Origin of the sequence: Bacillus sp. FSL L8-0528, assembly GCF_038593085.1 — a bacterium.
GTDB classification, from domain to species: Bacteria; Bacillota; Bacilli; order Bacillales; family Bacillaceae; genus Bacillus; species Bacillus paralicheniformis.
In genome coordinates, this window is record NZ_CP151961.1 from 2,835,860 (window position 1) to 2,858,427 (window position 22,568).

General features: G+C 43.8%; 36 protein-coding genes. All 36 read right to left on the reverse strand.

The features are described 5' to 3' along the window. Positions 1-10 precede the first annotated feature (10 nt). Complete coding sequence (locus MHI30_RS14315) at positions 11-814, reverse strand: distal tail protein Dit (RefSeq protein ID WP_061576049.1); 804 nt, start codon at positions 812-814, stop codon at positions 11-13. Beyond that, positions 811-3,882 carry a hypothetical protein gene (locus MHI30_RS14320; protein ID WP_061576050.1) on the reverse strand — a complete coding sequence of 1,024 codons (3,072 nt, stop codon included), beginning with the start codon at positions 3,880-3,882 and terminating at the stop codon, positions 811-813. Before MHI30_RS14320 ends, MHI30_RS14315 begins: the two co-directional genes overlap by 4 nt. A 19-nt stretch (positions 3,883-3,901) precedes the next feature. Then, positions 3,902-4,117 (reverse strand): hypothetical protein, encoded by a 216-nt coding sequence (locus MHI30_RS14325; RefSeq protein ID WP_235599277.1) that lies wholly within the window; start codon positions 4,115-4,117, stop codon positions 3,902-3,904. Positions 4,118-4,245: 128 nt separating this feature from the next. Next, positions 4,246-4,743: a tail assembly chaperone gene (locus MHI30_RS14330; protein ID WP_075223552.1), complete on the reverse strand. Its 498-nt coding sequence runs from the start codon at positions 4,741-4,743 to the stop codon at positions 4,246-4,248. 75 nt (positions 4,744-4,818) lie between these two features. Next, on the reverse strand, positions 4,819-4,959 hold the full coding sequence (locus MHI30_RS14335) for a hypothetical protein (RefSeq protein WP_095240167.1): 141 nt from the start codon (positions 4,957-4,959) through the stop codon (positions 4,819-4,821). 64 nt (positions 4,960-5,023) lie between these two features. Further along, complete coding sequence (locus tag MHI30_RS14340) at positions 5,024-5,362, reverse strand: fibronectin type III domain-containing protein (RefSeq protein ID WP_075223551.1); 339 nt, start codon at positions 5,360-5,362, stop codon at positions 5,024-5,026. Then, a complete protein-coding gene (locus MHI30_RS14345) occupies positions 5,286-5,831 on the reverse strand; it encodes a phage major tail protein, TP901-1 family (protein ID WP_044790065.1) in 546 nt (181 codons plus the stop codon). The genes MHI30_RS14340 and MHI30_RS14345 overlap by 77 nt, the downstream gene beginning before the upstream one ends. Before the next feature lie 12 nt (positions 5,832-5,843). Further along, positions 5,844-6,257 (reverse strand): DUF3168 domain-containing protein, encoded by a 414-nt coding sequence (locus tag MHI30_RS14350; RefSeq protein ID WP_075752089.1) that lies wholly within the window; start codon positions 6,255-6,257, stop codon positions 5,844-5,846. Beyond that, positions 6,254-6,658, reverse strand: a complete 405-nt coding sequence (locus MHI30_RS14355) for an HK97-gp10 family putative phage morphogenesis protein (protein WP_016885817.1) — start codon at positions 6,656-6,658, stop codon at positions 6,254-6,256. Before MHI30_RS14355 ends, MHI30_RS14350 begins: the two co-directional genes overlap by 4 nt. Further along, a complete protein-coding gene (locus MHI30_RS14360) occupies positions 6,658-6,999 on the reverse strand; it encodes a phage head closure protein (RefSeq protein WP_016885818.1) in 342 nt (113 codons plus the stop codon). Before MHI30_RS14360 ends, MHI30_RS14355 begins: the two co-directional genes overlap by 1 nt. Further along, positions 6,999-7,307 carry a phage head-tail connector protein gene (locus MHI30_RS14365; RefSeq protein WP_025807718.1) on the reverse strand — a complete coding sequence of 103 codons (309 nt, stop codon included), beginning with the start codon at positions 7,305-7,307 and terminating at the stop codon, positions 6,999-7,001. The genes MHI30_RS14360 and MHI30_RS14365 overlap by 1 nt, the downstream gene beginning before the upstream one ends. Before the next feature lie 62 nt (positions 7,308-7,369). Continuing rightward, the gene (locus tag MHI30_RS14370) at positions 7,370-7,537 is read right to left on the reverse strand and encodes a hypothetical protein (protein ID WP_016885820.1); all 168 of its coding nucleotides are present in this window, start codon (positions 7,535-7,537) and stop codon (positions 7,370-7,372) included. A gap of 11 nt (positions 7,538-7,548) precedes the next feature. After that, positions 7,549-7,812, reverse strand: coding sequence for a fibronectin type III domain-containing protein (locus MHI30_RS14375; RefSeq protein WP_073411487.1), 264 nt, complete (start codon positions 7,810-7,812; stop codon positions 7,549-7,551). Further along, positions 7,802-8,770 (reverse strand): hypothetical protein, encoded by a 969-nt coding sequence (locus tag MHI30_RS14380; RefSeq protein WP_016885822.1) that lies wholly within the window; start codon positions 8,768-8,770, stop codon positions 7,802-7,804. Before MHI30_RS14380 ends, MHI30_RS14375 begins: the two co-directional genes overlap by 11 nt. 15 nt (positions 8,771-8,785) lie before the next feature. Then, positions 8,786-9,442 (reverse strand): phage scaffolding protein, encoded by a 657-nt coding sequence (locus tag MHI30_RS14385; RefSeq protein ID WP_016885823.1) that lies wholly within the window; start codon positions 9,440-9,442, stop codon positions 8,786-8,788. Positions 9,443-9,895: 453 nt separating this feature from the next. Then, positions 9,896-10,219 (reverse strand): hypothetical protein, encoded by a 324-nt coding sequence (locus MHI30_RS14390; RefSeq protein ID WP_016885825.1) that lies wholly within the window; start codon positions 10,217-10,219, stop codon positions 9,896-9,898. 1 nt (position 10,220) lies between these two features. Beyond that, on the reverse strand, positions 10,221-11,135 hold the full coding sequence (locus tag MHI30_RS14395; protein ID WP_016885826.1) for a phage minor head protein: 915 nt from the start codon (positions 11,133-11,135) through the stop codon (positions 10,221-10,223). Further along, the gene (locus tag MHI30_RS14400; RefSeq protein WP_016885827.1) at positions 11,122-12,600 is read right to left on the reverse strand and encodes a phage portal protein; all 1,479 of its coding nucleotides are present in this window, start codon (positions 12,598-12,600) and stop codon (positions 11,122-11,124) included. The genes MHI30_RS14395 and MHI30_RS14400 overlap by 14 nt, the downstream gene beginning before the upstream one ends. Before the next feature lie 24 nt (positions 12,601-12,624). Then, positions 12,625-13,890, reverse strand: a complete 1,266-nt coding sequence (locus MHI30_RS14405) for a PBSX family phage terminase large subunit (protein ID WP_044790075.1) — start codon at positions 13,888-13,890, stop codon at positions 12,625-12,627. Continuing rightward, complete coding sequence (locus tag MHI30_RS14410; protein WP_016885829.1) at positions 13,877-14,695, reverse strand: terminase small subunit; 819 nt, start codon at positions 14,693-14,695, stop codon at positions 13,877-13,879. The genes MHI30_RS14405 and MHI30_RS14410 overlap by 14 nt, the downstream gene beginning before the upstream one ends. A 557-nt stretch (positions 14,696-15,252) precedes the next feature. After that, complete coding sequence (locus tag MHI30_RS14415) at positions 15,253-15,795, reverse strand: hypothetical protein (protein ID WP_029327027.1); 543 nt, start codon at positions 15,793-15,795, stop codon at positions 15,253-15,255. A gap of 315 nt (positions 15,796-16,110) precedes the next feature. Next, on the reverse strand, positions 16,111-16,335 hold the full coding sequence (locus MHI30_RS14420) for a CotD family spore coat protein (RefSeq protein WP_016885832.1): 225 nt from the start codon (positions 16,333-16,335) through the stop codon (positions 16,111-16,113). Positions 16,336-17,411: 1,076 nt separating this feature from the next. Next, positions 17,412-17,858 (reverse strand): hypothetical protein, encoded by a 447-nt coding sequence (locus tag MHI30_RS14425; RefSeq protein ID WP_016885833.1) that lies wholly within the window; start codon positions 17,856-17,858, stop codon positions 17,412-17,414. Continuing rightward, entirely contained in the window at positions 17,851-18,384 is a 534-nt protein-coding gene (locus tag MHI30_RS14430) for an HNH endonuclease signature motif containing protein (protein WP_016885834.1), read from the reverse strand. The genes MHI30_RS14425 and MHI30_RS14430 overlap by 8 nt, the downstream gene beginning before the upstream one ends. Positions 18,385-18,602: 218 nt before the next feature. Then, on the reverse strand, positions 18,603-19,019 hold the full coding sequence (locus MHI30_RS14435) for a hypothetical protein (RefSeq protein ID WP_016885836.1): 417 nt from the start codon (positions 19,017-19,019) through the stop codon (positions 18,603-18,605). 35 nt (positions 19,020-19,054) lie between these two features. Further along, a complete protein-coding gene (locus MHI30_RS14440) occupies positions 19,055-19,492 on the reverse strand; it encodes a hypothetical protein (RefSeq protein WP_011197860.1) in 438 nt (145 codons plus the stop codon). 32 nt (positions 19,493-19,524) lie between these two features. Further along, entirely contained in the window at positions 19,525-19,842 is a 318-nt protein-coding gene (locus MHI30_RS14445) for a hypothetical protein (protein ID WP_016885837.1), read from the reverse strand. A 166-nt stretch (positions 19,843-20,008) separates the two neighbouring features. Continuing rightward, entirely contained in the window at positions 20,009-20,239 is a 231-nt protein-coding gene (locus MHI30_RS14450; RefSeq protein ID WP_230633584.1) for a hypothetical protein, read from the reverse strand. Beyond that, positions 20,172-20,690 carry a hypothetical protein gene (locus MHI30_RS14455; protein WP_075752087.1) on the reverse strand — a complete coding sequence of 173 codons (519 nt, stop codon included), beginning with the start codon at positions 20,688-20,690 and terminating at the stop codon, positions 20,172-20,174. Before MHI30_RS14455 ends, MHI30_RS14450 begins: the two co-directional genes overlap by 68 nt. A 2-nt stretch (positions 20,691-20,692) precedes the next feature. Beyond that, the gene (locus tag MHI30_RS14460; protein WP_044790080.1) at positions 20,693-21,058 is read right to left on the reverse strand and encodes a hypothetical protein; all 366 of its coding nucleotides are present in this window, start codon (positions 21,056-21,058) and stop codon (positions 20,693-20,695) included. After that, the gene (locus MHI30_RS14465; RefSeq protein ID WP_164504578.1) at positions 21,055-21,216 is read right to left on the reverse strand and encodes a hypothetical protein; all 162 of its coding nucleotides are present in this window, start codon (positions 21,214-21,216) and stop codon (positions 21,055-21,057) included. The genes MHI30_RS14460 and MHI30_RS14465 overlap by 4 nt, the downstream gene beginning before the upstream one ends. Then, the gene (locus tag MHI30_RS14470; RefSeq protein WP_178378787.1) at positions 21,203-21,379 is read right to left on the reverse strand and encodes a hypothetical protein; all 177 of its coding nucleotides are present in this window, start codon (positions 21,377-21,379) and stop codon (positions 21,203-21,205) included. The genes MHI30_RS14465 and MHI30_RS14470 overlap by 14 nt, the downstream gene beginning before the upstream one ends. 11 nt (positions 21,380-21,390) lie before the next feature. Continuing rightward, complete coding sequence (locus MHI30_RS14475; protein ID WP_069500427.1) at positions 21,391-21,624, reverse strand: hypothetical protein; 234 nt, start codon at positions 21,622-21,624, stop codon at positions 21,391-21,393. Positions 21,625-21,636: 12 nt separating this feature from the next. Then, complete coding sequence (ssb, locus tag MHI30_RS14480; RefSeq protein ID WP_075752085.1) at positions 21,637-22,065, reverse strand: single-stranded DNA-binding protein; 429 nt, start codon at positions 22,063-22,065, stop codon at positions 21,637-21,639. Further along, positions 22,055-22,270: a hypothetical protein gene (locus tag MHI30_RS14485; protein WP_075752083.1), complete on the reverse strand. Its 216-nt coding sequence runs from the start codon at positions 22,268-22,270 to the stop codon at positions 22,055-22,057. The genes ssb and MHI30_RS14485 overlap by 11 nt, the downstream gene beginning before the upstream one ends. Continuing rightward, positions 22,260-22,565, reverse strand: a complete 306-nt coding sequence (locus MHI30_RS14490) for a hypothetical protein (protein WP_145699678.1) — start codon at positions 22,563-22,565, stop codon at positions 22,260-22,262. Before MHI30_RS14490 ends, MHI30_RS14485 begins: the two co-directional genes overlap by 11 nt. Positions 22,566-22,568 lie beyond the last annotated feature (3 nt).

The window sequence follows — 22,568 nt, forward strand, 5'->3', positions numbered from 1 at the left end:
ACGCACCTCCTTACATATACGCCTTGCGAAATGAAATACTGCTTTTGTGTGTTGTGTTCACGGTGATTTCTCCGACCGGGATATTAAACCATCTTGAGAGCATAAGCAGCGCATTCATATTGACTTTGTCGTTGATGATCACTTTTCTCTTTTCAAAATCAATAACAAGGGTATCCCCTTGAATAAAGTTGAAATTTACTTTTATCCGCTTTTCGATTGTTTCGTCCTCTTTTAACAACTGAATTTCATAAGTAGATGCCTCCGACTCGAAAATGCATGTAACAGTTGGCGTAGCCGCCCTCTTCCCGTCGTTTTTTACCACTGTAGGGCTATTTGTTTCAGTTGTGACAACCGTTTCAGCCGCTTCCTTTTCGGGGTTCGGGCATACAAATGTAAGTGTCACTTTATAGACACCGTTTTGTCCTTCACTCTCTTGCGCTGTACTGAATACGGCGTAATATGTTCGGTCTGGCTCATCTGAAAAAATCAACGCTTCTTCCTTGTCTGTCGCAAGGATATAATTTATTTCTTCTAAAATCTTTCGTAATTCCGCATCGTCGGCCGCTATAAATAAGGTGTCGATCTCGATAGTACGCTCCGTGTATCTTACGCCCTTTAATTTGGCACCATCGACACCCGGCAAGGAAACTAAATTCAGTTCCCTGCCGACAATGCCGCGCCCCCTGTCGTTGATCACGAAAAAATGATCCGTCAGGGTGTAACCGTTGAATTTGATCCAATAGTCTACTTCTTGAATCGTTTGGCCGAATGCGTCGTCTATTGCTGTTGTCAGTATCTTTTTGTAATCGATCATCGGTTTATGGTTGTCCTCCTTCCGTCTGCACGGCTCTGGAACTCTTTCACGTATTTGTACGTGCCCCGACCGACTTCTCGGCCGTCCATTTCAATAATGATCGGACGGTCTGAAATTTCGAAATCACTGACCTCTGCCTCGATCTGACCGCGGACATCGTTTAATGTGCCACTGCTGAGGGCTGTGTCATAGGCGAATGTCGTTTGATCTGGCGTAAACATGGTGAGCTGCGCCAGTTTCTGAGTAGCTTTTTCTACAAGGCCGCCCGCTTTATCGATACCAACAGCCACACCAGCCGGAATCATTTTTCCGACATGATCGCGCATCCATCGTGAAGGCGAGTGAATGTTGAGTAATCCGGTGATTTTCTTCTTAACCCCGTCCGCGATGTCGCCGACTTTCCGCCAGACGGCATTTGCCATACTTCCGATACCGTTAATCAATCCTTGAATGATGTTCTTTCCGATCTGTTTCAGATCGATCCCCTTCAAGAATTTAACGGCGTTATTCCAAAGGTTTTGGATCGTGGTTTTGACATTCTTCATGACGGTTGTAACAACATTCTTCATGTTGTTGAAGTTATTCCTGACGCTCGACCAGATGTTTTTTGCCGCATTTATGACGACTGACTTCGCCGCATTCCAGACGGTTGTCAGGACGGTTTTGACTGCATTAAAAATGGTTGTCGTTACAGTCTTGAACGTGTTCCAAGTGGTTTTGACTGCGTTCCACAGCCCTTTGGCGAGATTCACCACGGTATTTTTTATACCGTTCCAGATTGAGCTAAGGACGCTTTTGATCCCGTTAAAGATTGTTGTCGTTACAGTCTTGGCTGTATTCCAATAATTTTTAACAGCGTTGACTAAACCTTTAACGAGTGATGACACAACCGTTTTGATCCCGTTCCAGATTTGCTTTGCCCCGTTGCTGATGTTTGTCCAGATTTGCTTTAAATGGTTTGCGAATCCTTTAAAATCTCCTTGCACAAGGTCGATGACAAGCAGAACCGGGCCGAGGATCGCATTTTTTAAGACTTGCCATGCGCCTTTTGCGATGCTAGTAATTCCGTTCCAGATGCCGGAAAGAGTTTGGGACAAAATCGAAAAATGATTTTTCACACCGTCCACAATGCTCGTGACGACGCCGATCAGCGTTGTTTTGATCGTATTCCACACGGACGATACCGTGCTAGATACCGTGTTCCAGATGTTTGACAGCGTTGTGACTATGACGTTAAAAGTCGGGCCGAAAACCGCGACAATTCCGTCCCAAATTGGCTTTACTAAATTCATGAATCCAGTCCATGCTGCTTGTGCTGTCGTGGTGATTCCTGACCATAAACTTGAGAAGAACGACGTCAGACTGCCCCATGCTGTTGACGCAAGTTCGACTATTCCAGACCAAAGGCCGGAAAAGAACTCAGATATTGAATTCCACGCCGTTATCGCGTTTGTTTTGATCCCTTCCCATAAATCAGAGAAGAATTTTGAAATCGGCCCCCAATTCGTGATGATCAGATAAGCCGCCGCCGCTATTGCTGTGATAGCAATCAAAATAGGATTTGTAAGGAAAAGTTTCCCGACTTTCCCGAACATCGAGCCGATCCACGAGATTGCCTCGCCGACTTTTTTTACATTTTTCACTCCGTTTACCCAATCTTTTTTGGTGAAAATTGCAGAAAAAGCAATGCCTAACGGTGCTGTCGCTCGCAGTAGACCCCCAAAGGTAATGAGATATCCGATCATTTGACCGATAATAGGATTCGATTCCATCATGGCGTTAGAAAATTTTAAAAACCCTGTGACCATTTGCAGTATCTGCGAACCTAACGGGGCCATGCCGACACCCAAATTAACAACCAAGTCCCTTAGTTGCCCGATCAGTGACAGCACTGTCGGTGTGTTTTGTCGCACGTAATTGATAAATTCTTGGAAGCCCTTCGATTCGCTCAGGCTGTTTCCCCACTCTTTAAAGCGTGCTGTAAGATTTACAAGTCCGGTCAGCATGTCCGCACTCATCGGCGCGAACGCTGTAAACATTCCAATCAAACCCGATCCGATGTTTTTAAGAATCGTCAGGAGCTTAGGTCCGTTTTGCTGAACGTATTGAATAAACGACTTGAATTTATCTGAACTCGACAAGCTCGCAGACCATTTCGTGAATGCTTCGGACGATTTCAACATGCTTTGAGACATTTGTTGTCCCAACGGCCCAAAAGCAACCAGCATATTTAAAAAGCCGCGCAAGTAGTTACCCATCGTTTTTACAGTCGTGGCGAATTGCGGGCCTGCGTTTTTATTCAAGTAATCAAAAAACTTTTTTACATCAGGAGCATTCAAGGACTTTTGAAAGCTCTCAGATAGTTCAAGGCCAGCCGCCGCGACGGATTTAAACATCGGCCGCAGTGTGTTAAGAATGGATTTGAAGCTATTCAAAGAGTTTATGAACGTCTTCATGATCGGCTTTTGTGTTTCTTGGGCTATCTCGCGCCAGTTTGCTTTGAAGTCCTCTAAGGTGTCGAGTGCTTTCCGTTCCTCCGCGCCAAGGCTTTCCTGAATCGCCTTGATCTTTTCCATGATCTTGGCGCGCTCTTTCAGGTCTGTTGTTTCGTCCAGCTTTTGTTGAAGCTTCGCCAAGTCGGAAGACGCTTTGAAAACCCCGCTAATATTGGAAATGGCTAAAGCTCCAAACGCTCCGGCGCCTGCTGCCGCTGTCCCAAATGAACTCGCCAGCCCCATAAGGCCGCCGGAAGCCACGCCGATGACCGGCCCTAATGACCCTAAAGCCGCCGTTAATGACGATATCACCGGCACAAGAGCCGGGAATATCGACATTTTCATGCCGCTAAAGGCGTTTCCGAACACAGTTTGAAAGTCGTTTATTACCCTGCTTAGCCGGGCCATCCTGTTTTCAAAAACGCCTAGCCGTCGTTCGGCCTCTTTAAAATTTTCTTTAACAGTTACGGTGATTCTATTCGGGATGCTTCGGGCTAACGCCTTAACTTCTCCCATTTTGCGCTTGAATTTGCCTATTTCCGCATCGACAATCGCTGTAAGGCGTTCGATCATAGCCTTAACCCCCTTTCTTTTAGAAATCCGGAAGGGTGATCTTTTTAAGGGCATCTGTCGCGCGCTTTAGGGCATTAGGGTTCACGCCAAGGCTCCGCGCATTGCGCCAGCCGTCTTCCTCGTTGTCCACCATCTTCCGGGCTTTGTCAGCGTCAAACATCTTTTTAGGGGTCACACGCCCTTTTTTATTCAAAGCGTATCGATGGAACAGAGCGTTCTTCGTCAACAATTCCATTTCATCGATCTGCCGATACTGCGCGCCTTTTAAAAAGAGCTTATACTCGTGTGGTGTCCACGAAAGTATAAGCTCCGGATCATGTATATTAAGATAACGAGCAGCATTCAAAATAACTGCGTCATAATTTACTTGTTCATCTCTTTCCTTAGTTTTTCGAGTTCCGCCATCATTTCCTTGGCGTCCTCGCGCTCCTGCTTCCGTTTCAGGAATTCCGCTTCCGTCTCCCCGACTCTCTGTTTGATCTCCTTCTTGAGCACGTCGAAGTCTTGCCAGATTCTCTTGACTTGAACTGCGAAAAAACCGGATTGATCCACCGCCTGAAACGCTTCTTTGTAAAGTCTTTCGGCGCCTTTTGCACCCTCTTTATCAACGACTTCTTCAAGAGCTGCCTCGATTTTTTCAACAGATGGCTTTTTATCTTTCAAGTGAGAAAGCGCACAATCCCAGAACCGGATTAAGTAAAGAGAGCTGCGTTGCTCAAGCAGGCCGAGATAAACATTTCGTAAGCCGCCCTGTTTGTTGCCGCTCTCGTCTTTTTCGTTATATTTTTCTTCTGCTGTCCTTTCAAATTTAAAATCACAGCGTGCTTGATATTGTTTTCCTTCGATTTCTAATGTTGGCATGTTATATTCCTCCTATAAAAAAGGGCACCCCTCTGAGTGCCCAAATTTCGTCTCGAATTAAAATTACTTAGAACTTCAGTCAACAGTTACTTCTGGTTTGAAGTTTTCAATTCGCTCTAACGTTTTATTGAGTTGTTCAATTTGGTTCATAGCCTTTTGGAGCAACTCACTGTACTCTTGATAATTTACGAATTTAACAACCATTTTCATTTCCATGTTCAGCCCCCTAGATAGAATCTAATCTTTTTGGATTACCGAAAAAGAATATTTGACTAGAAAATTATGAGCCACTTGTTTCTGGCTCTGTACGTGTTTCTATCTGACTCATAGGCGATTCTCCCGCCTCGTTAACGGCCGTCACATTCACTGTGAGCTTAGTATCCGGCGTAATGTCTGTGAGCGTGCATTTTGGTTCTGTCACTTCTTTGTAGAATACTTTTTCCGATCCCCTGTATACCTTGTATGAAGTCGCCCCATCTACAGCCTTCCAATCCACGGTCACGCTATTAGTTGTAGCTGTATACTGTAGATTTTGGGGCGCCTCAGGGAGTAGAAGTAGGCTGCTTTCTTTTCTCGAATCCGCCTGTAGTCTCGCCCGGTTTTTCGAATAGAATTTCATTAGCTGATTGGATAAAGTCGTCTGGCAATTCAATTTCTCCCGGCACTGTACGAACAAGAACCGGCAATGATGTACTTGCTTCGACGAATCCGTCTGTCGGCTCACTAAACTCAATGTTTTCGATAATCGTCCAGCCGAAACGGCAATCATATTTTCCGTTGTCGTTCTTTTGGCTGGTGTCTACACGCCAAACTTTCAACTCGGATTCATTATCATAAGTCCATTCTAAGGCTTCTTGTCCGCCGTCTTTTTGTTGTGCATATAAAGTAAGTTCGAATGTCTCACTTTTCGCCCCGTACCCAACGATACGGCCTAATTTTGTTTGTTCGTCAACCGTTTCTTGTTCCCTTGTCCATGTTCCTTCTGTCTGGTTGCCTACAATCTTCGCATCTGATCCAAGTGGCGCATTTGCAGCTTGCACAATATAAATGATGCTTTTACCGGTAGTCGGTTTACCTGATACCGCCATTTGATAGCCCCCTTAATTGTTAATATAAATTCGGATTCTCAAAATTCCGTGTTGTGTGATCCCGTCTATATCGGTGATCACTTGCGATTGCAAAAAACTGAGTTGAAGGGGTTTGAACCCCTCCACCTCTAAAGGTTCTTTTGTCAGGGCCTGCATGACGAGAGAAAGGATTTCCTTTGCCTCGCGCCTGCCGTCCTCTGCCCGGCTCCACGCATGTATAACAGTTGTGATGTTTTCGCCAAATGTCACTTTGGTTTCGAATGGCGTTGACGTGTCTTCCCCGATGGACACATACGGGAAAGGCGTGTCTTTATTCGGATTGTCAAAAACGCCCTTTATCACTTCATTAAGCGCCGCATCCGTCGATAGCCTGGTGTATATCGCTTTTTGAAGGTTCCAGGAAGCTAGTTTATTTTGAATGATCATCGTCGGTTCATCTTCCTTTCGAAATAACGGGCGCCCGCTTCCACAGCAGGGAAAAAGAACGGTTGCGCGCGCATTCCGCGGGTGAACACATATCGCCCTAATTTCTCATCAAAATACACCCAAGGTGTTTTACGGCCGTTACCGTTTTCGGCGTATATGCCCGTGCCAAATTCGACATAAATCGCATATGAAGCCCCGACGGTGATTTTAGCCTTGAAACCACCATGAGAGTAATTAACCTCTATCGAATTTTTAAGGTTTCCGTCGTCTACTGGCGCCGTAGCCACTGCTTGGCCGGCAATAATTTCCGCCGTTTCAACAATGATTCGCTTCACTCGATCATGCACCCGGTCACTGAACGAATTAACAGCCCTCGTCATCTGCCTTGTAATCCTGTTCATCAGCGAATGTTCTCCCCTGAACGGCATTTAAAGCACAAGATTTCACCTTGGCCGCCTTGATCGATAGGCGGGGACTGAATGACCAAAACCCTGTCATTTCGGTCTTTCCAAATGATCCGCATGTCGTTTTCAACGTCTTCCCGGTAGGGAAAATAGACGTTGTATTCGACGGGGTTCTCAAGCTGTTGAGCTTGGTAATATTCTTTTCCGGTCAGCGAATCGACAAATGCCTCGCAGTCGGTAATCGCGTCCACCCAGTCTTTTTTAAAGCCGCCCCCGCCATTGGGTATCTGTTCAAACTTTTGGAATGTGATTATGTGCGGGTATAATTTGTAGCGCATTAATGCCACCTCAATTTTTTGTAGGGGGACAAATACGCCCAAATCGTTTCCGGAAGCTCCGTGATGAACGAAAAAGACGCATCCCCTAATGATCGAGAACTTAAATCAACCGGATTCATGTTAAATTCAACTGCTTTCGCAACGAATAATTGCACACCGTATGGCAAAACTTCTTTATCATCCTTCGTAAAGCTGTCATTACATTTGTCCTTTGCAAACTCCACATAAAACGGAACTGCTTCTTCTAAGTACTCGTCATGTTCGTCTGTTTTGATTTGCAACAGCCGTTTGACCGTTTCAATATCCATCTGTTTCACTCCATAAAGAAAGAGCAGGAGGATTCCCCTGCCCTTTTTTATTTGATACCGGATCATTGTTTTTCTTTTTTGGTTTTAGATGTTCTTTTCTTCGTGCTCGTCTTAGCCTTTTGGGTATCTTTTTTTGTTGCCTGTTCCGCTTCTTTTTGCGCATGAGCCGCTTTTTTAGCTTCTCTCAGGCGCTTTTCCTGTTCTAATAAATAAAATGTTGTCGCTCCCATTAAATCACCCCTTACGCCGATGGCTTAGTTTGAGTCACAATTTCGCTCATAGGAGACTCGCCGGACTCATTAACAGCCGTTACGTTAATTGTGAGTTTAGTATCCGGATTCATACCGGTTGTTACATACTTAGGTTGCGTCACGTTTTCAGCGAATTTCTTGTCTGCTCCTCTGTAAACGTTGTATGAAGTCGCCCCATCTACGGGATCCCATTCAACTGCGATAGAATCAGTTGTACTGTCGTACCGGAGATTCTGGGGCGCATTAGGGAGCAGGCGTTACGACTGGAAGTGAATCGTCAACAATGATCGATTTACCCATGTAAGTACCGAAACCGACATCAGCCCGGTTGTTCGGGATGAATTCGATCAAGTTTTGCTTCTGCAGGTTCGTATGCGTCAGTGAGTGCATAGCGATAGAAGTGAAAACATCTTTCGCATCGCCTAACAATTGCTGTGCGTCAAGGATGGCTGCGCCTGTTAGGCCGTTTCCGCCCTCTTCATTTGTGATGATTTTCACGATACGGACCTTTTTCTTGTCGTATACACGATCATAGTTCGCGCCGTCCGCCATTTCTGCAAGTGTTGGCATATCTTTGGCAACTGCCGCTTCAGTCCATTTAAAACCACGTGGATGCATAATGAACTTTTTGCGATTGATTAAGATATCTTCACCTTTAAGTGAATTTCGATCGGTTTCAGTCGGGGTTTTCGGCATTCCGCCGGCATATCCGATGGCACCGGAACCAAAAATATAAGTCGTGTATTTTTTGCCGCTTCCGCTCGACAGGTCAAGGACCAAATCAGCATTGTCGTTCTCGACATTGTCAGCGAAAACGCCGTCAAGCATACGGAAAATCATTTTTTGATACTGTCTTTCCCAATAATTATTTACACGTTGAGCAATCGCACGCATCGGGTCAGACCCGGCAAGCTCTGCCGCTAAATCTTCAGAACTCCACGCTTTCCCATATTCAAAAACGCGCGCAACGTCTTTGCCGGATGTGATTTTTTCCGGTGTTAAAGCAAAATCAGATTGGATCGCTTCCGGATCGCCTTCAAGGTCGTTCCAGAAAGGCATATTAATTGTGTCGCCACCGTTTGGAACAACAATTCCCGGAACTGGCTGAAGAATACCGCTTCGATAGATAGCTGTCTTTTCAACTGTGTTATTCATTGTGTATCGGTTAAATACTTCAGGAATAATAACATCCTGCACTCTTGTCACTGCCATTTATTTTCCTCTCCTTTATAGTCCGAAATTTGCAGGGTTGTCGCCTGCTTGGATAATTAATTTTCTTGCTTTATCGGGTTCATTTCGGATCAAACGGCCTTGTTCCGTCATATTGAAATGATCCTGAGAAAACGGATTGTTATTGCTCGGGAATCCGTTTCCTGTGTTAACATGTGGGTTTGGGCCTCCTTGGAGATCGAAGGGGTTTTCATCCCCGAAAAGATACTTATCGCTCTCCTGGATGGCTTTTAATTGCTCATCTAAGCCTAGAAGTTTATCCCCGTCCAATTTGACATTTTCAAGGTCCAGAAGCGCTTTGACAGCCTTTGGATTTCGCGCTTTTGCATCACGCAAAGCCCTCTCGATAGCAAAATCCTTCTGCTGTTGCTGGATTTTAGCCTCATAATCGGCCACTGTCTTTTCGTTCGCGTCCTGAATCTCCTTGATTTTGTTGTGTAATTCTTCGTTGTCCTTTGCACGCTTCCTCAAGTCTTCAAGCTGTTCGTCACGCTGGTTCAGCTGGTTTTTGAGCTCTTTTTTGTCGTTGTTCAGTTCGTCGAATTTCTCTTTCGGAATCCAATTACCGTCACTGACAACTGCGATTTTCTGCTCACCCGCCTTTTCCATGACTTGCGTATATAAATCTTCACCCAACAATTCCTTTAAACTCACTTTCTCACACTCTCCTTTAATGTTTTTTTGCGTGTCCACCTCACGCGCAGGATTTTCGTTTGTTTTGACTCTAAACCTTTAAAACGAGCAAATAAGCCTTTTAACGTCATGCTCAGGACAAAATAAAAAGCCGCTACATGGCGACTGTTACTTTTCGTACTTGACTGATACCGGATTGATTCTTAAACCCTTATATAACTCTTTATTAAGCATTTCCTTGTATTTATCGCTTTCCGTGTAGAGAATAGGCTCACAAACAGACATTGAATTGCTTTCGGCGCTCAAATTTGAATTGCGTATCATTATTTTGACCTCATATCCCGCCGCATCGATTTTGTGAATGACTTGGCACACGCTTCCGCTATTTCCTTTCCATCAAGGGAAACCGTCACAGGCTTTTCAGACAGCACTTCCCGGATTAACTAGTTGATTCCGTTGTCATCAACCATTCTATTACCCCTCTTCCGAATGGTCTTCGTCTGTCGTATCTTCTGTCGTTTCTTCAGGTGATGCCGCCGCTACCTTGTCAGCTTCGATCTTCGCTTCGAGAGCCGCTAAAAAATCGGCGTCGATGTCAATTTCGTCAACGGCAAACGTGATCGTTGCTGTGTTCAGCTCTCCGACTCTCATAGATAGCTTTAATTCAGTCATATGCGTCGGCTCATGTCCGTCTATCCAAATATGATAATCGGAACATTTTAGCCCGGCACTTGATAGGGGACTCTCTTCTTTCCTTTTCTGCGCTTCTTCTGTCAATTTAATCTCTAATTTAGCCATATTACCCCGCCTTTTTAAGTTGTTCTTTCCATTCTTCGTATGTCGTGTATGGAATCACGACGTTTTTGCCGGCGATTCTGGATCGTCTGACTTCCGGCTTCTGGCCATTGACAATGAAAATGATCGAACAACGGCAATTTATATCATCCTTAGCATTGTGCATGTGGCCGGGAGCCTTCCCGACGCCGCCGTATATCGATTTGAAAACGCCGTCCCGCTCAACAACCTTCCCGTCGAGCTTCCGGTGCCCGATGCGTGTCCGGGTATCCAGCGTGCTGACCCACATTTTCTTTAAATCGGCCTTTTTTGAGGCTTTCTCGGCGCTTTCAAGGCGACCAGATACCTGAACCCTATGCGCTTCAGTTCGGGCGATTCTCCGGGCTTTAGCGCGCCCAAAATCGAGAGCTTTCGCTATTCTGGATGCCATTTTCGCATAGTCTTCGCCAGCGAGAAGCCCTTGTGTAATTTCGATCGTTATTCTCGATATAACCTGATTCCGGGTCGTCTCCATGAGGACCGGCAACCGTAATTCAGGGATAGGATTTTCAATGGCAGCCGCGATAACGGCAGCCGTCGGGATCGTGAACCCCATTTTGACTTGTGCCTCAAACTCATACACGTACGCGGACCGCAAATAATTCTCCACATACTGCTTTTCTAACAGTAAATCGATCTCTTTTAGGATGAAACGGAAGTCCTTGTCGATCTTTTCGGCGATAAAGTCCAGTTCTTTCCGTAGCCGGTTATACTTGTTCAGATCGGTGTAAGTCAGCTCGCCGCCTGAAGAGTATTTCTGATACATGACCGCGATTTGCCGGTTGATGTCCTTCAGCCGCCTTACGAAAAGTTGATCGATTCTTTTTTCCGCTTGGCTGATCATGTTATCGAGATACAGGTCAATGTCATTCTGGTTCATCTTCTTCGCCGCCTTCCTCATCTTCGGCCGCTAATGAAGAAAGATTCTTGCCGTACTCCGTTTCCTCTGTTTCGATCCGCTCAAGTTCCGCCTCCACATCATCAACAAATGGATGATATGCAAGACGCGTCTCTCGGCTTAAATCCGGGCTTTGATTGATCATCTGTACTTTTTCAAGCTGGTTCGTGATCTTGGACCTATTGAACGTCATTTGAATCTCCTTGTAATCGAACTCACCTAGCTTCTTGATTCGTAAAAACTCGGTGAAGAACCAGAAAAATTCTTGTAGCGCTTTCCGAAATTTCCGTTCTGTTGCGTTGGCCTTTAGATCAAGCAATGCGTACAAGTTTTCCAGAGCTACGCCAGAAGGTGCATTCCCGAATTTATCCGGGCTGTTGTTCACCCCTTGGCCGAATCTGAAAATGTTGTCTTCCAGACGGTCAAGATGTTTGTCAGCGCTGTCGATCGGAACATCTGAGGAAAGGGTATCAACGCCGCTACCTTCACCGTCTACCTTGACAGCCCTGTAATACCGCAGATTATCAACAAATTCAGACAAGTCTTCACCGTTGTACCCTCTCAAAATATAGATTAGTTCTTGAATTTCATCGAAACTGTTCGCGTTGTCTGATACAATTCGATCGTAATTGTCGATCAAGTCTTTATAGAATGTCAGATCGCTTACGCTTTCAGTGTTGTTTCTGAACGGGATTAGGGGAACCCGGCCCCATCCATAGCCCTCTTTGGTGTTTTCTTCTTTATTGACCGTGTAAAAATAGCTTACAGGGTTCTCCTCGCCGTAACTGTAATCAGGGATAAGGCTTCCGTTTTCTTCAACGTAGTAGTACACCTTTTCTGTCATATACAGCTCGACCTTTTTTTGTTTGTTCCCCTCAAAATCTTCAATTTCGTAATATCTGATTGCGTACAGGAGACGCCGGCTTTTGGTGTTGTCGTACACCGCGATAATTTCTTCAGCCGGGAAAATCACGTAATCAAATTCGCCTTCCTCATTTATGAACGGGTGAAGCCATTCAATCCCCTTGTTGCTCGCGTTTTTGACAAGCTCATTCATGGTGTCGTCAAATTCTTCATCCGCAAGCTCATTTACATATTTCAAAAGGGTTTTATTCTTCGAACCGAAGGTTATCGGCTTCCCGACCAAATATTGTGTTTTTTGATCGACCAAGAGCTTGTGCCAGCCATGCGGTATTTTGTTGTTCGGCTTGACACCTTCACTATCGATTATCTTTTTTCCGTCTCTCCAATAATACTGCTGACGATTTGTAATATCACTTTCGTTCAGATAATACCGGACGCCCTCTAACATAAGGCTCGGGTCATGCTTCGAAATTAATTGCATGATTATTTCTGTGTTCGGGTCTTTATTTTCGCCCGGCGCGTTCTTCTCAATTAAATCGATTAATTCTTCCGTGTGCGTCGGTGAGTTTGGATAAATATCCACGTGCCGCCCTCCTTACTTTTGAATCTATTTAAGTATCGAAATACCCGATTTTGTCATATCCCTTTCGAAAGCATAGCGTGTTGCATCAATAGTATGGTCGTCTTTTTCTTCGAGTCTAGGTAATGGATTGCCGTCTTTATCAGTTTTATAGTCAGCGTTCTCGAACTCTCGCGCTATATTCGGCGTTCTCTCTGGATCGATCACGATAGCGTCCAGATCGTCAAGCCATTCCTCGCCGTATTGTCGTGAGTCTGGACCCTTCTTGGCGCCCCTGATACGCCTTATACCGTGTTCTGATTTGAGTTCATCTATAGATTTCGGCTCTGCGCTGTCGGTAATGATTTCATGCCGATCATACCCTTTATCTTTGATCCACTTGGCAAGCATCCGGTTAGACAACTTGTGCGCGTATAGCTCATCAAGCGCGTAAATCGTTTTCTTTTTCTTGTCATAGTGCCAACGAACAAAGGCCAACGGGTCCGGTCCATACCCAAAGTCGTTCCCTTGTCGGATGTTGTCGAATGATTTGACCTCTTGATCTGTAATTTTTCTAAATTGAAGGTTATTGAATGGAACTACCCCCGATCCTATCGCCTCGCCAAGGTATTCCCATTTGTACTTTAAAAGGTTCCTCTCCTTGACGGTTTCAGCCTCTTCCTTGAAGGCTTTTGAAATGTATGGATTTTCGAGATATGTTGAATGATGAATATATGTGTTCTTTGGTACGAATGCAGATTCATATTTTTTGTTCACCCATGATTGCTTTCTTTTCGGTGGGTTGTATGAGTAGTAAAAGGCATAAAAAAGACCGTCCGGAAGTTCAGCCCTCAGAACGGAATTTTCGATCATAGATACTTCTTCTTCGAGTTTAAATTCGGCCAGCTCTTCAATCCATAGGAAGGCAACCGGGTATTTTGCTATCTTGAGTGATTTGATCTTGGCTGGATCATCCGCACCCCTGAAAATGATACTATTTCCTCGTGGGATGTAAGTAAGTTTCAGAGGGGATTTGTTAACGCGCCAATACGAACCCACGCCCAGCAGATCGATAGCCTCTTTGAGCTGTTCAAATACGGATTCCCCTAACGTGTTCCCTACTTTCCGGACCACAAGTGTACTGACCGGGTATTGCATCATGTCCTTTATCAGCCGTATACCAATATGCGTCGACTTTGAAGAGCCGCGCCCGCCTTTCAGGACATACCGAAGGTATTTATGACTGTTGGCTGCCGCCCAAAACGAACGAAACTTAGGCGTTATGATGTCCGATATACGTTTAACCTTCGTCAATATGATCACTTCCTATATCGTCGACGATTGTCACAGCGTCTTCGTGTGCATCTTTCTCGACTTCGGCTTTCGTTTTCTTGATGCGCGCTTTCGTCAGTTCGGTTTCAGCTTTCAATTTCTCGAGCTGTAGCTTTTTGCGGTCGTTTTCTGAAAGTAGATCAGTATATTTTGCCAAGAACTCAAGGGCTTTCATCTTATCGGCCAGTTTAACGGAAACGCCGTCTTTACCGTTTTTCACTTCTGTAATAATTGTGCCGTCTACTTCTGCCGACTCTTTGAAATCAACATAATTGACTTCTTTCGTAATAGGGTTTCCTTCCTCGTCTTCCGTCGGTATTTCCCTTTTCCCGAACGTTGCAAAGTCCGTTATATCAGCGAATGCAATATCGATGTACTTTTGCAAGACTGCTTGAGCATCCAAGAAAACACCCTGCTGTTGCTCCGCCTTCAATCTTTCAATTTCTTTTTTTACGTAAGGCTTCGCAAGGGTTTTATGGCCTTCCGTCTTCGCTGATAGATAGCTGCAACCATAAGCCTTCTGATATGCCTTTGTCGCATTGAAATACTTAATATAATAAAGACAGAACATCTTCTGCTTTTCAGTTAAATCGTCAGATTCGATAATAGGCTGAGGGGTTGCAACCTCTTTAACTCTGGTTGCATCCTTTTTTGTCGAGACACGCACCCAACCTTCCCGGCTCTTCCTGCTCTTCAAAGTGCCGATTTTTACATTATGCTTTTCGGCCAGTGCCTTCAATGTCAGGTCAGTTGTTTCGTATTCCTTTTTGATTTTCTCCCAATCCATTTACATGACACCGCCTCCCTTACTTGTTTTTCACGCACCGCCCAAACGGACAGACGTATTTATTCCCGGCCCATGTCCCCCACACGCATCCGTGACACTTGTGAGTTTTGCGGGCCGATTCTCTCGCTTTCTCGTGTTCTTCTTCTCGTTTGTCGTGTAAGTATTGTCGTAGAAGCATAGTTTTTTCTCCTTTATTTGCTCTGAGCTGCGCCCGTACTGGCAGGAACTTGCCCGCCCTCTTCCGGACGCATATCAAAAAGCGACCTGCGTCATGCAAGCCGCTGCCAAATAAATGCGGGTTATCCCGTTGGGAATTCCCGCTGGCTCCTTCTGCACATGGCAGATGAGCTAATGCGACCCTTGACCCTTTCACTTATCCGCTTGCGTCACCCTGAGAACACAACGCCACCACATCTTATTACTTTTCTTTTGGTAAAATATAAATTCCTAATTCTTTCACCCAAACCATTTCATCTTTTCGGCTTTTCATTTTCTCACTTCCTACTTTTTTGGCTTTGTACTACCGCATAAAAACACGCCCTCCAACGGAAGGCGTTTCACTCATCACTTATTTCCACAAGAAAAGATATAACACTGCCAGTTGCTTGTATCCAACTACCAAGAGTACCAACACCCTTAAAAGGGATAAGGTTAGGACGTAATGTCTCAATTCCTCCTATTGCTTGCAATGAGTTTCCGATACCTTGTAGAATTCCTCCCAGATTACTTTCTAAGACACTAATATTCTCGTTGCCAGTATAGTCAAGCCCAACAAAGCTCCCCAACGCTTGTAGCCAATTTCCTGAAATCACTACCCTCTCCTCGATATCGGAATTCTTTCTTTTGTAAATTAATAAACCAACTAAAACAGTTGAGTTACCAATCGCTTGTATTTGTTCTCCTACAGCTCCCATAAAATTCGATCCTTGCCCCTCCGCAGATAAACTACTACCCACAGCCTGCAAGGTATTACCTATAATTTCAAATTGATATCTTTGTTCTTCATCTAGTGGAAACTGAGGCGTGCCTCCAACAGCGGCTTGTATTGTACCTATCATAGAAATAAATGTGCCTAATATTTTTTTGGATTTATTGTCCATAAAAACATTCCATTTTTTTGTATTCAGTATATGTCCGATCTTCAACGATGTTCTTAATTCGGATAACTCTACTCCCTATTTTTCCTTATGCTACGCCAACTTCACACCAAAAACACGCCACTTTTACGACATAATTGTGAGCTTCGCGTTCGTGAGTCCATTCTTTTACTGTCCTCAATTTGATCAGAGTCCAGCTTGTTCTAATAGGAATTTGTTGAACTCACCAGACTGTATCTCAACAAACATATAAAGCACCCTTTACTTGGGTGCTCAATATGAAGGTACACTGTAAACCATACGACATTGTTGATCCTACTAGTTACAACAAGGCTTACCGCAATGAATCTGAGACTGTGTAACAGAATTGCAGTTAGAATACGAATGCGGATATTGATGTACATGCTGATAATGCTGATGATGAACATTAGTCGTATGCTGCGGATGAATATGCGGCACAATTGTTTTTGAAAAAGTATGAGTTTGACAACAGTTCGTCGGATGCACAATTGGCGGCATCACATTTGTTTTGCAGTGAAACAAGATGACCTCCCCTTTCAATATATAGTTAATTCATTATTAAGCTATGCTATAAAGTGTTTACATGTACTATTACAACAACCTAATTTTGTCCTAATTCATTCTGGAATAGTCCTAAAGTATACAAAAGAGGATCCTAAAGATCAATTCTAGGATCCTCTATAAAAAAAGGAGAGAAGTTATATTATAATTATGTGTTCAATTCATTATTGACAACTTGTTTATTCCTACATCAACAAAATTCCGCAAATGTTCTCATTAACATCAAGAAGCATCCCTGGCGCCCCCTCATCAAAGATGCTTCTTTAAAATGGGATGAAAAGAGAGAATTTCAATAAAGTTTATGCAGGTAGTATCGAAAAAGAAATTTGTCCATCGAGTTTTTATGTATCAATTTCATCCGGAAGTGTGTGTGACTCATCCCTATTACGTGTAAACCTCATAATCAAAACAGAGAACATAAAAAAGCACCCAAATGAAGGGTGCAAAAAAGGGGTAATTCTCGATGTATTTTATTTTATGCAGTAAATCATAAAAAATAAACTTGTCTACTCACTTAATACCAAATTACTCGATCTAAACCAAAACAAAGTGCCAACATTATGCCATAATAGTGTCAAAATCGTTTTCCTGTCACCCTCTGATAATGTTTATGACGGACTGATGTCAGCGTCTTCATTAGGAGAGTACCACGATAAGTTCATTAAGAATCAATTTAAATTGCGTAAGAATACGAAGTGAATAGGTGTCAATTTGTTGGCATCTTCGTATATGCGGGCAAGGATTTGCACCTTGCATGATCGGCATTTCACCACAACGGGCAGCAGCTTACCTGACTTCCCCTTTAACGGTTCCCATGGGTTTTAAAACCTCGCCGAGTCGTATCCGATCTTATGCCTAAGCGTCTACCTATTCCGCCACCGCATAAAAAAGAGCGACCCCACGCATTCGCAGTGCCGCCAATCTGTACATAGTTAAGGTGTAAGGTTCGTTTAAAGAAACGATAAACAAAGAAACATAGTGGGGATGTTCCTTGACTCTATTTTAACCCACAGAAAATAAAGGATTCAAAAAAATTTCTATATTTTCGTTTGTGCCATTCGTGTCATTTCTTCTTTGAATTGCGCCTCATAAATTTGGTCAACAATTTCATTTTTACGCCGGTTGACCTGGGCGAACGATATATTCATTTCATGGCCGATTTCTCTAAGTGTTAAACCATCTAGAAGCCTATTGAAAATATAGGCATTCTTTTCATCCGTGATCACATCTTGATGCTTTAAGATGAATTGGAGATTTTTTTTCATCTTTTCGACTTTTTTATTGTGTTTTTCTATCCTCAAAACTTCCAAATAAACCGGGTCGGATGTATTGCCCTTGGCAGACGGCAACGTGGCTTCAATACCATATTTCGCAGTTAATGATTGGCTACCGTTTACCATCTCTTGACGTTTCATAATGATCAATTGCATCATCCAGCAATAATTTTTAATTAAGTAATGTATCTCGGATTTTGATTTAATCATTATTTTCACCCTTCCTCAGCATACTTTTCAAAACATGATAGGATTTGTTGTCTTTATGAGTTTCAGCGTGGCAAGAAGCGCAAAGCAGTATTAGATTCTCTAAATCTGTCCTTCCGCCTTTCGCATATTCTTTTATATGGTGCATATGCAAATCATCTTTTGATTTACAAACCACACATCTATTCTTACATTTCTTCTTAACTTGTTCTTTTAGATGCTTATTTATTGCTCTGCTGTCATTGAAGTCATTTCTCTTCCCGTCTAATATTTCTCTAAACTGATAGACGTGGTGCATGGTGCAATTTAAATGCAACATATACATCCCTGCCATCGGAGGCGGAACGGGAATGCTATCGTCTTTTTCAATGCCCGCAACATCAAATTTATTACCGGTGACTTTGATCATTTCTTTGATTGATTTTTTCCTAAGAAGTCTCATTCCCATTAATTCAGGCCCATAAATTTCATGCTTCCACCAAGGCATTGCCGTATTGTAAATCGGATCGGAACTATTTTTCTTTCCCATCTCATGTTTCCCCCTTACTGTTTTCTGTACAAATAAAAAACGGACACCAAACAAACAGCGTAAATGCTGTAAGTTCAGTGTCCGCAGGCTTTCCGTCTTGGACGATTATTTTGTTTTCGTTATACCTATATGATACCATAAAACCAAGTTTAAATGTTTCCTGACGGCCGCCGCATGGCGGTTTTTTGTCCTTCATTCTCCTTCCCGGCTACGGCCTCTCATACTTTCCCTTCAAGTAGTTTCAAAATGTCATCGATGTCCTTTTCCTCGATGTAGGTTTTTTTCGCCCTTCGGCATATGAATTTGATTTTTTGCATGGCTGTTACACATTCATGTAAAGCGCGTAAATTCCCGGCGCTCCTCGTCACGGTCAGCCCCTTTTCAGCCTGTTCGATAAGAAAATTCATATCAGCTACTTCTATATCGTAATAGGGCAACGTTTCACCTTCAGACAAAGCCATATCGACGCAATTTGAGTAAGACTCTTTTATTTTTTCCAAACGTTTTTTCTCGTCCGATTTCTCGCCATTAAGTCCGCCCTTCAATTCCATTTCAAATGTAAACTGTTCTTTATTCATCTGCCCGCGTTTCTCCTTCCCGGCTTGGCCGATTAACGTCAATTCGATAAATTGCATTTTACATTTTCCCTTTCAAGAGGGCTGCAGCCCCCTTACTTGATATAAAACGTCTTGGATTCAAACGTCCCGACATAGTTGTTTTTCTTCGCGTCTGTGTAGCAATCGATCTGAATGACATATGATCCTTTCCCGGTGCGCTTGCGAATCTCGTTGACACTGAAAGACTTTAACGGTGTTGAGTGCTTAAAGTATCCCCGCTGCACAAGGTTTGTATCAGTTAAGCCGCCGCCCGAACGTTTTTTATAGACGCCAGCCGTGTAGTAAAGCGTTCCAGAACCCTTCTTTTCCGCCCGCCAGTCAACTGTTTTTGCTCCTGAATAGTAATTCGTGTCGTCGGTGAAAATCCTCGCTGTATGGCCGAATGCTTCCTTTTGCCACGGCGACCAAACAGCCGCCGCAGATTGTGAGAATAAAAGCGTTCCAGAAATCAAGAGTGACAGTGTAACAATGGTTTTGAATAGTTTTTTCATGAGTTATTCCCCTTCCCGGCTCGCGCCGATGTTTATTTCTCTGCATCATGCTCCGCCACGTGCAAGAATATTGCTGATACCATTGGCAAAGAGACTAATAGCATTACAAGCAGTTGTTTGAAGTTTTCAAGATACATATATCCATACAGGACGACGGCGAAAGCGCTGATCAGAACCAAGATCAAGCTGTAAAACCAGTTTCTGATCTCCGTCGCAAACACTAATCCAAGGGTGAACACGATAATTGCCGCAGATTCTCCGAGTGTCGGCCGGTATACCCACTGATACCCGATCATAAATACCCCGCCAAGAGCGATTAAACAGCCCTTGATCACGTTTAAACCCTTCACCCTACCTTTCCCCCTTAAATCATGATGAAAGCGACGAGAGAACCGATTATTGATGTTATGCAGATAGCTGTCATGTTATCCCGTAGATTTTTGTTTTCCCTCTCTCCGACCGCTCCCAAAAACGATAAGATAATTATGAGCAGTAGTATGATTTTGAATGCTATGATCATGCCTTCTCCCTCTCTAATTCATCAAATTTCTTCTCTAATTCATCGAATTTTTGTATAGCCGCCTCAAGGTATACCGCTAAATCAATAACCTCTTCCTGAGCGTGCTGCAACCATCCCCGCAAGCTGTACAAATCCGTTTTGACCTCGGTTCCGTATTTCTCAAGCCCCTTTTCTTGCTGTTTTTCTATTTTCTCGAATACGCTTTTTATTATCGGGTTTCTCATCATGCAGCCCTTCCTCTCTTATGATTCTGCCAACCATGGCACTTGACATCTTTACGCTTATTTTCTCGGTGATTTCTTTGATCAAAAAACCCTGATCCAAATACTTTTTGATTTCGGCCAGCAATTCCGGCGTGCGCTCGATTTTCTTTGTCATTGGCGGGATGCCGAGACTTCTCTTGTATCTCAAGTAGATAGAAAACGTTTTGTATCCGAAATAGTCAGCGATTTCCGGTTCTGTCAGCCCTTCTTTTCGCTTCTCTTCCCATTCCTCACGAGTGAACTTCTTTCCGTGGCGTATTTTTTCGTTTCTGACGCCGTGCTTTTTCTTCCATTGTTTCAAATGCCAGGGCTCGACATCTAATTCGTCCCATGCAATTTCCTCGTCTGTCATTCTTTTGTCTTTCAACTCAAAATACTGCTCCGGCGTGAATCCGATTTCGTCAAGAATGCACATTGTTAATCACCCTCACCCCATTCTTCTGTCTTTTCCATAAGCCAAAGCATTAAGAGGTAAGCTCCTTTTATATCCTTCTTCTCTATTTCAGCCCGAATCATTTCAATAGCGTCACTATAAAATTTCATTTTGTGCTGCAAAACTGCATTTTTCCCCTTGATTTGTTCGTTTTCCACCCACAGCTGCTTAATTTCCTTTTCGCGATGGTCTAGCTGTGCGTTTTCCACCAGTAATCTAATAATTTCTTCTGACAATTCGCTTATAACGATGTCGTGATTTGTTTCATACTCACCATCCAGCCAACACGATCCCTCATCATTTCTGTAAAATTCTCTTCCGTTAGACAAACTGATTTCATACTCTTTCATGCCTGCTGCTCCTTCTTTCCGCCGTCCCAATCCCAATACTTCAAATGCTCATCACTCGGCATGATGGGATGTTTTTTGATGTACGCCTGCCGCTGCTCCTCCGTCATCTTCCAAGTGATTACCTCTCCATGCTTGCTTGAGTTTCTATTTGAAGTCATATCCGTTTCCCCTTTCAGTTTTGTATAGGACGCCGTGCCATCTGCTGAACGGCACTTCCCTCTTAACATCCTGTTTGCTTAAGCCTTCCTCAAACACCTGAATAACCTGCAACTCTTCCTGGTCGTAATTCGTGGCCGACCACTGAACAACGCGCCTTGTCATGCCGCAGCCCCCTAAAATAATCCCCATTTCTTTTTTGGTCCTCTTATAGATGGACTCATTGTAAAACCGGGCTCTTTAAATTCATCTGGTCGTAGTAATATTTCTAGTGTATTCATACAATCCGCCATGTTTTGAAGTGCGTGCTCTTGTTCAGACGTGTAAAGTCTTACAGTTCCTACCTTTTGTATATTTTTCCCGAGTTTAACTAGCATTTTGTAAGCTAACTCCTGTTCTTTTGGTGTCACAGTCTCTCCCCCTTAAAATTGCAAATCCTCGTCGCTGATATCGATTGGCTTGCCGTCATTGGCGAACGGATCATCTGGAAAGCTGTTCCCCTGCTGGCCACTGCTCTGGTTCCGCCCTGCGCCGCCCTTCGGATCGAGAAACTGCACAGATTCAACGTTTACCTCTGTCACAAACACCCGGCGCCCGCTCTGATCGTCATAGCTTCGTGTCTGAAGACGTCCGTCCACACCTGCCATTGATCCCTTTTTCAGAAACTTGGCAATATTTTCAGCGTTTCTCCAAGCGACACAGTTAATAAAGTCCGCTTCCGTTTCTCCGTTCTGGTTCTTAAATGTTCGATTGACTGCTAATGTAAAGCTGACTACTGGCTTACCATCCCCGACATATCTTAGGTCTGGGTCTCTTGTTAAGCGCCCGACAAGCACCGTTCTATTCAGCATCTTTTGCATTCTCCTTTTCTATGATTTCTTCCACCGCATCCATAATGCGCCGCACCACTCTCGATCTGTTGGAATCTCCGGTTAGAAGTAGTTCGATTTCTAATTTTCCGTTGGTAGTTATTACTCGTTCCTTGCCGACCGCGCTCGAAAATTCATCAATTCCATCCTTATCCCACCAGATATGGCGGTGTAGTTTAACTGCCATTCTCTGCGCCCTCCGTTTCCGGTTCCCATGAAACCTCAATCTCTAATTTTCCGATAAACGCCGATTCTCGTATTGAACATTTGTAACCCTGTGAAATAAGCGCCTTCTCGATTTCTTGATAACCTCTCAAATCTTGTTCGTAGAAATCATAAACCATCCCATAAAAGCCGCTACATGCTGTACACTCTATTTCTTCGATGATCTTTTTGTATTTATCCGAATTCTCGATTTTATTAGCTTCACGAATCTTCTCAAGATGGTGTTTGGTCATTTCACGCGCTGTTTTTGCATCCATTTC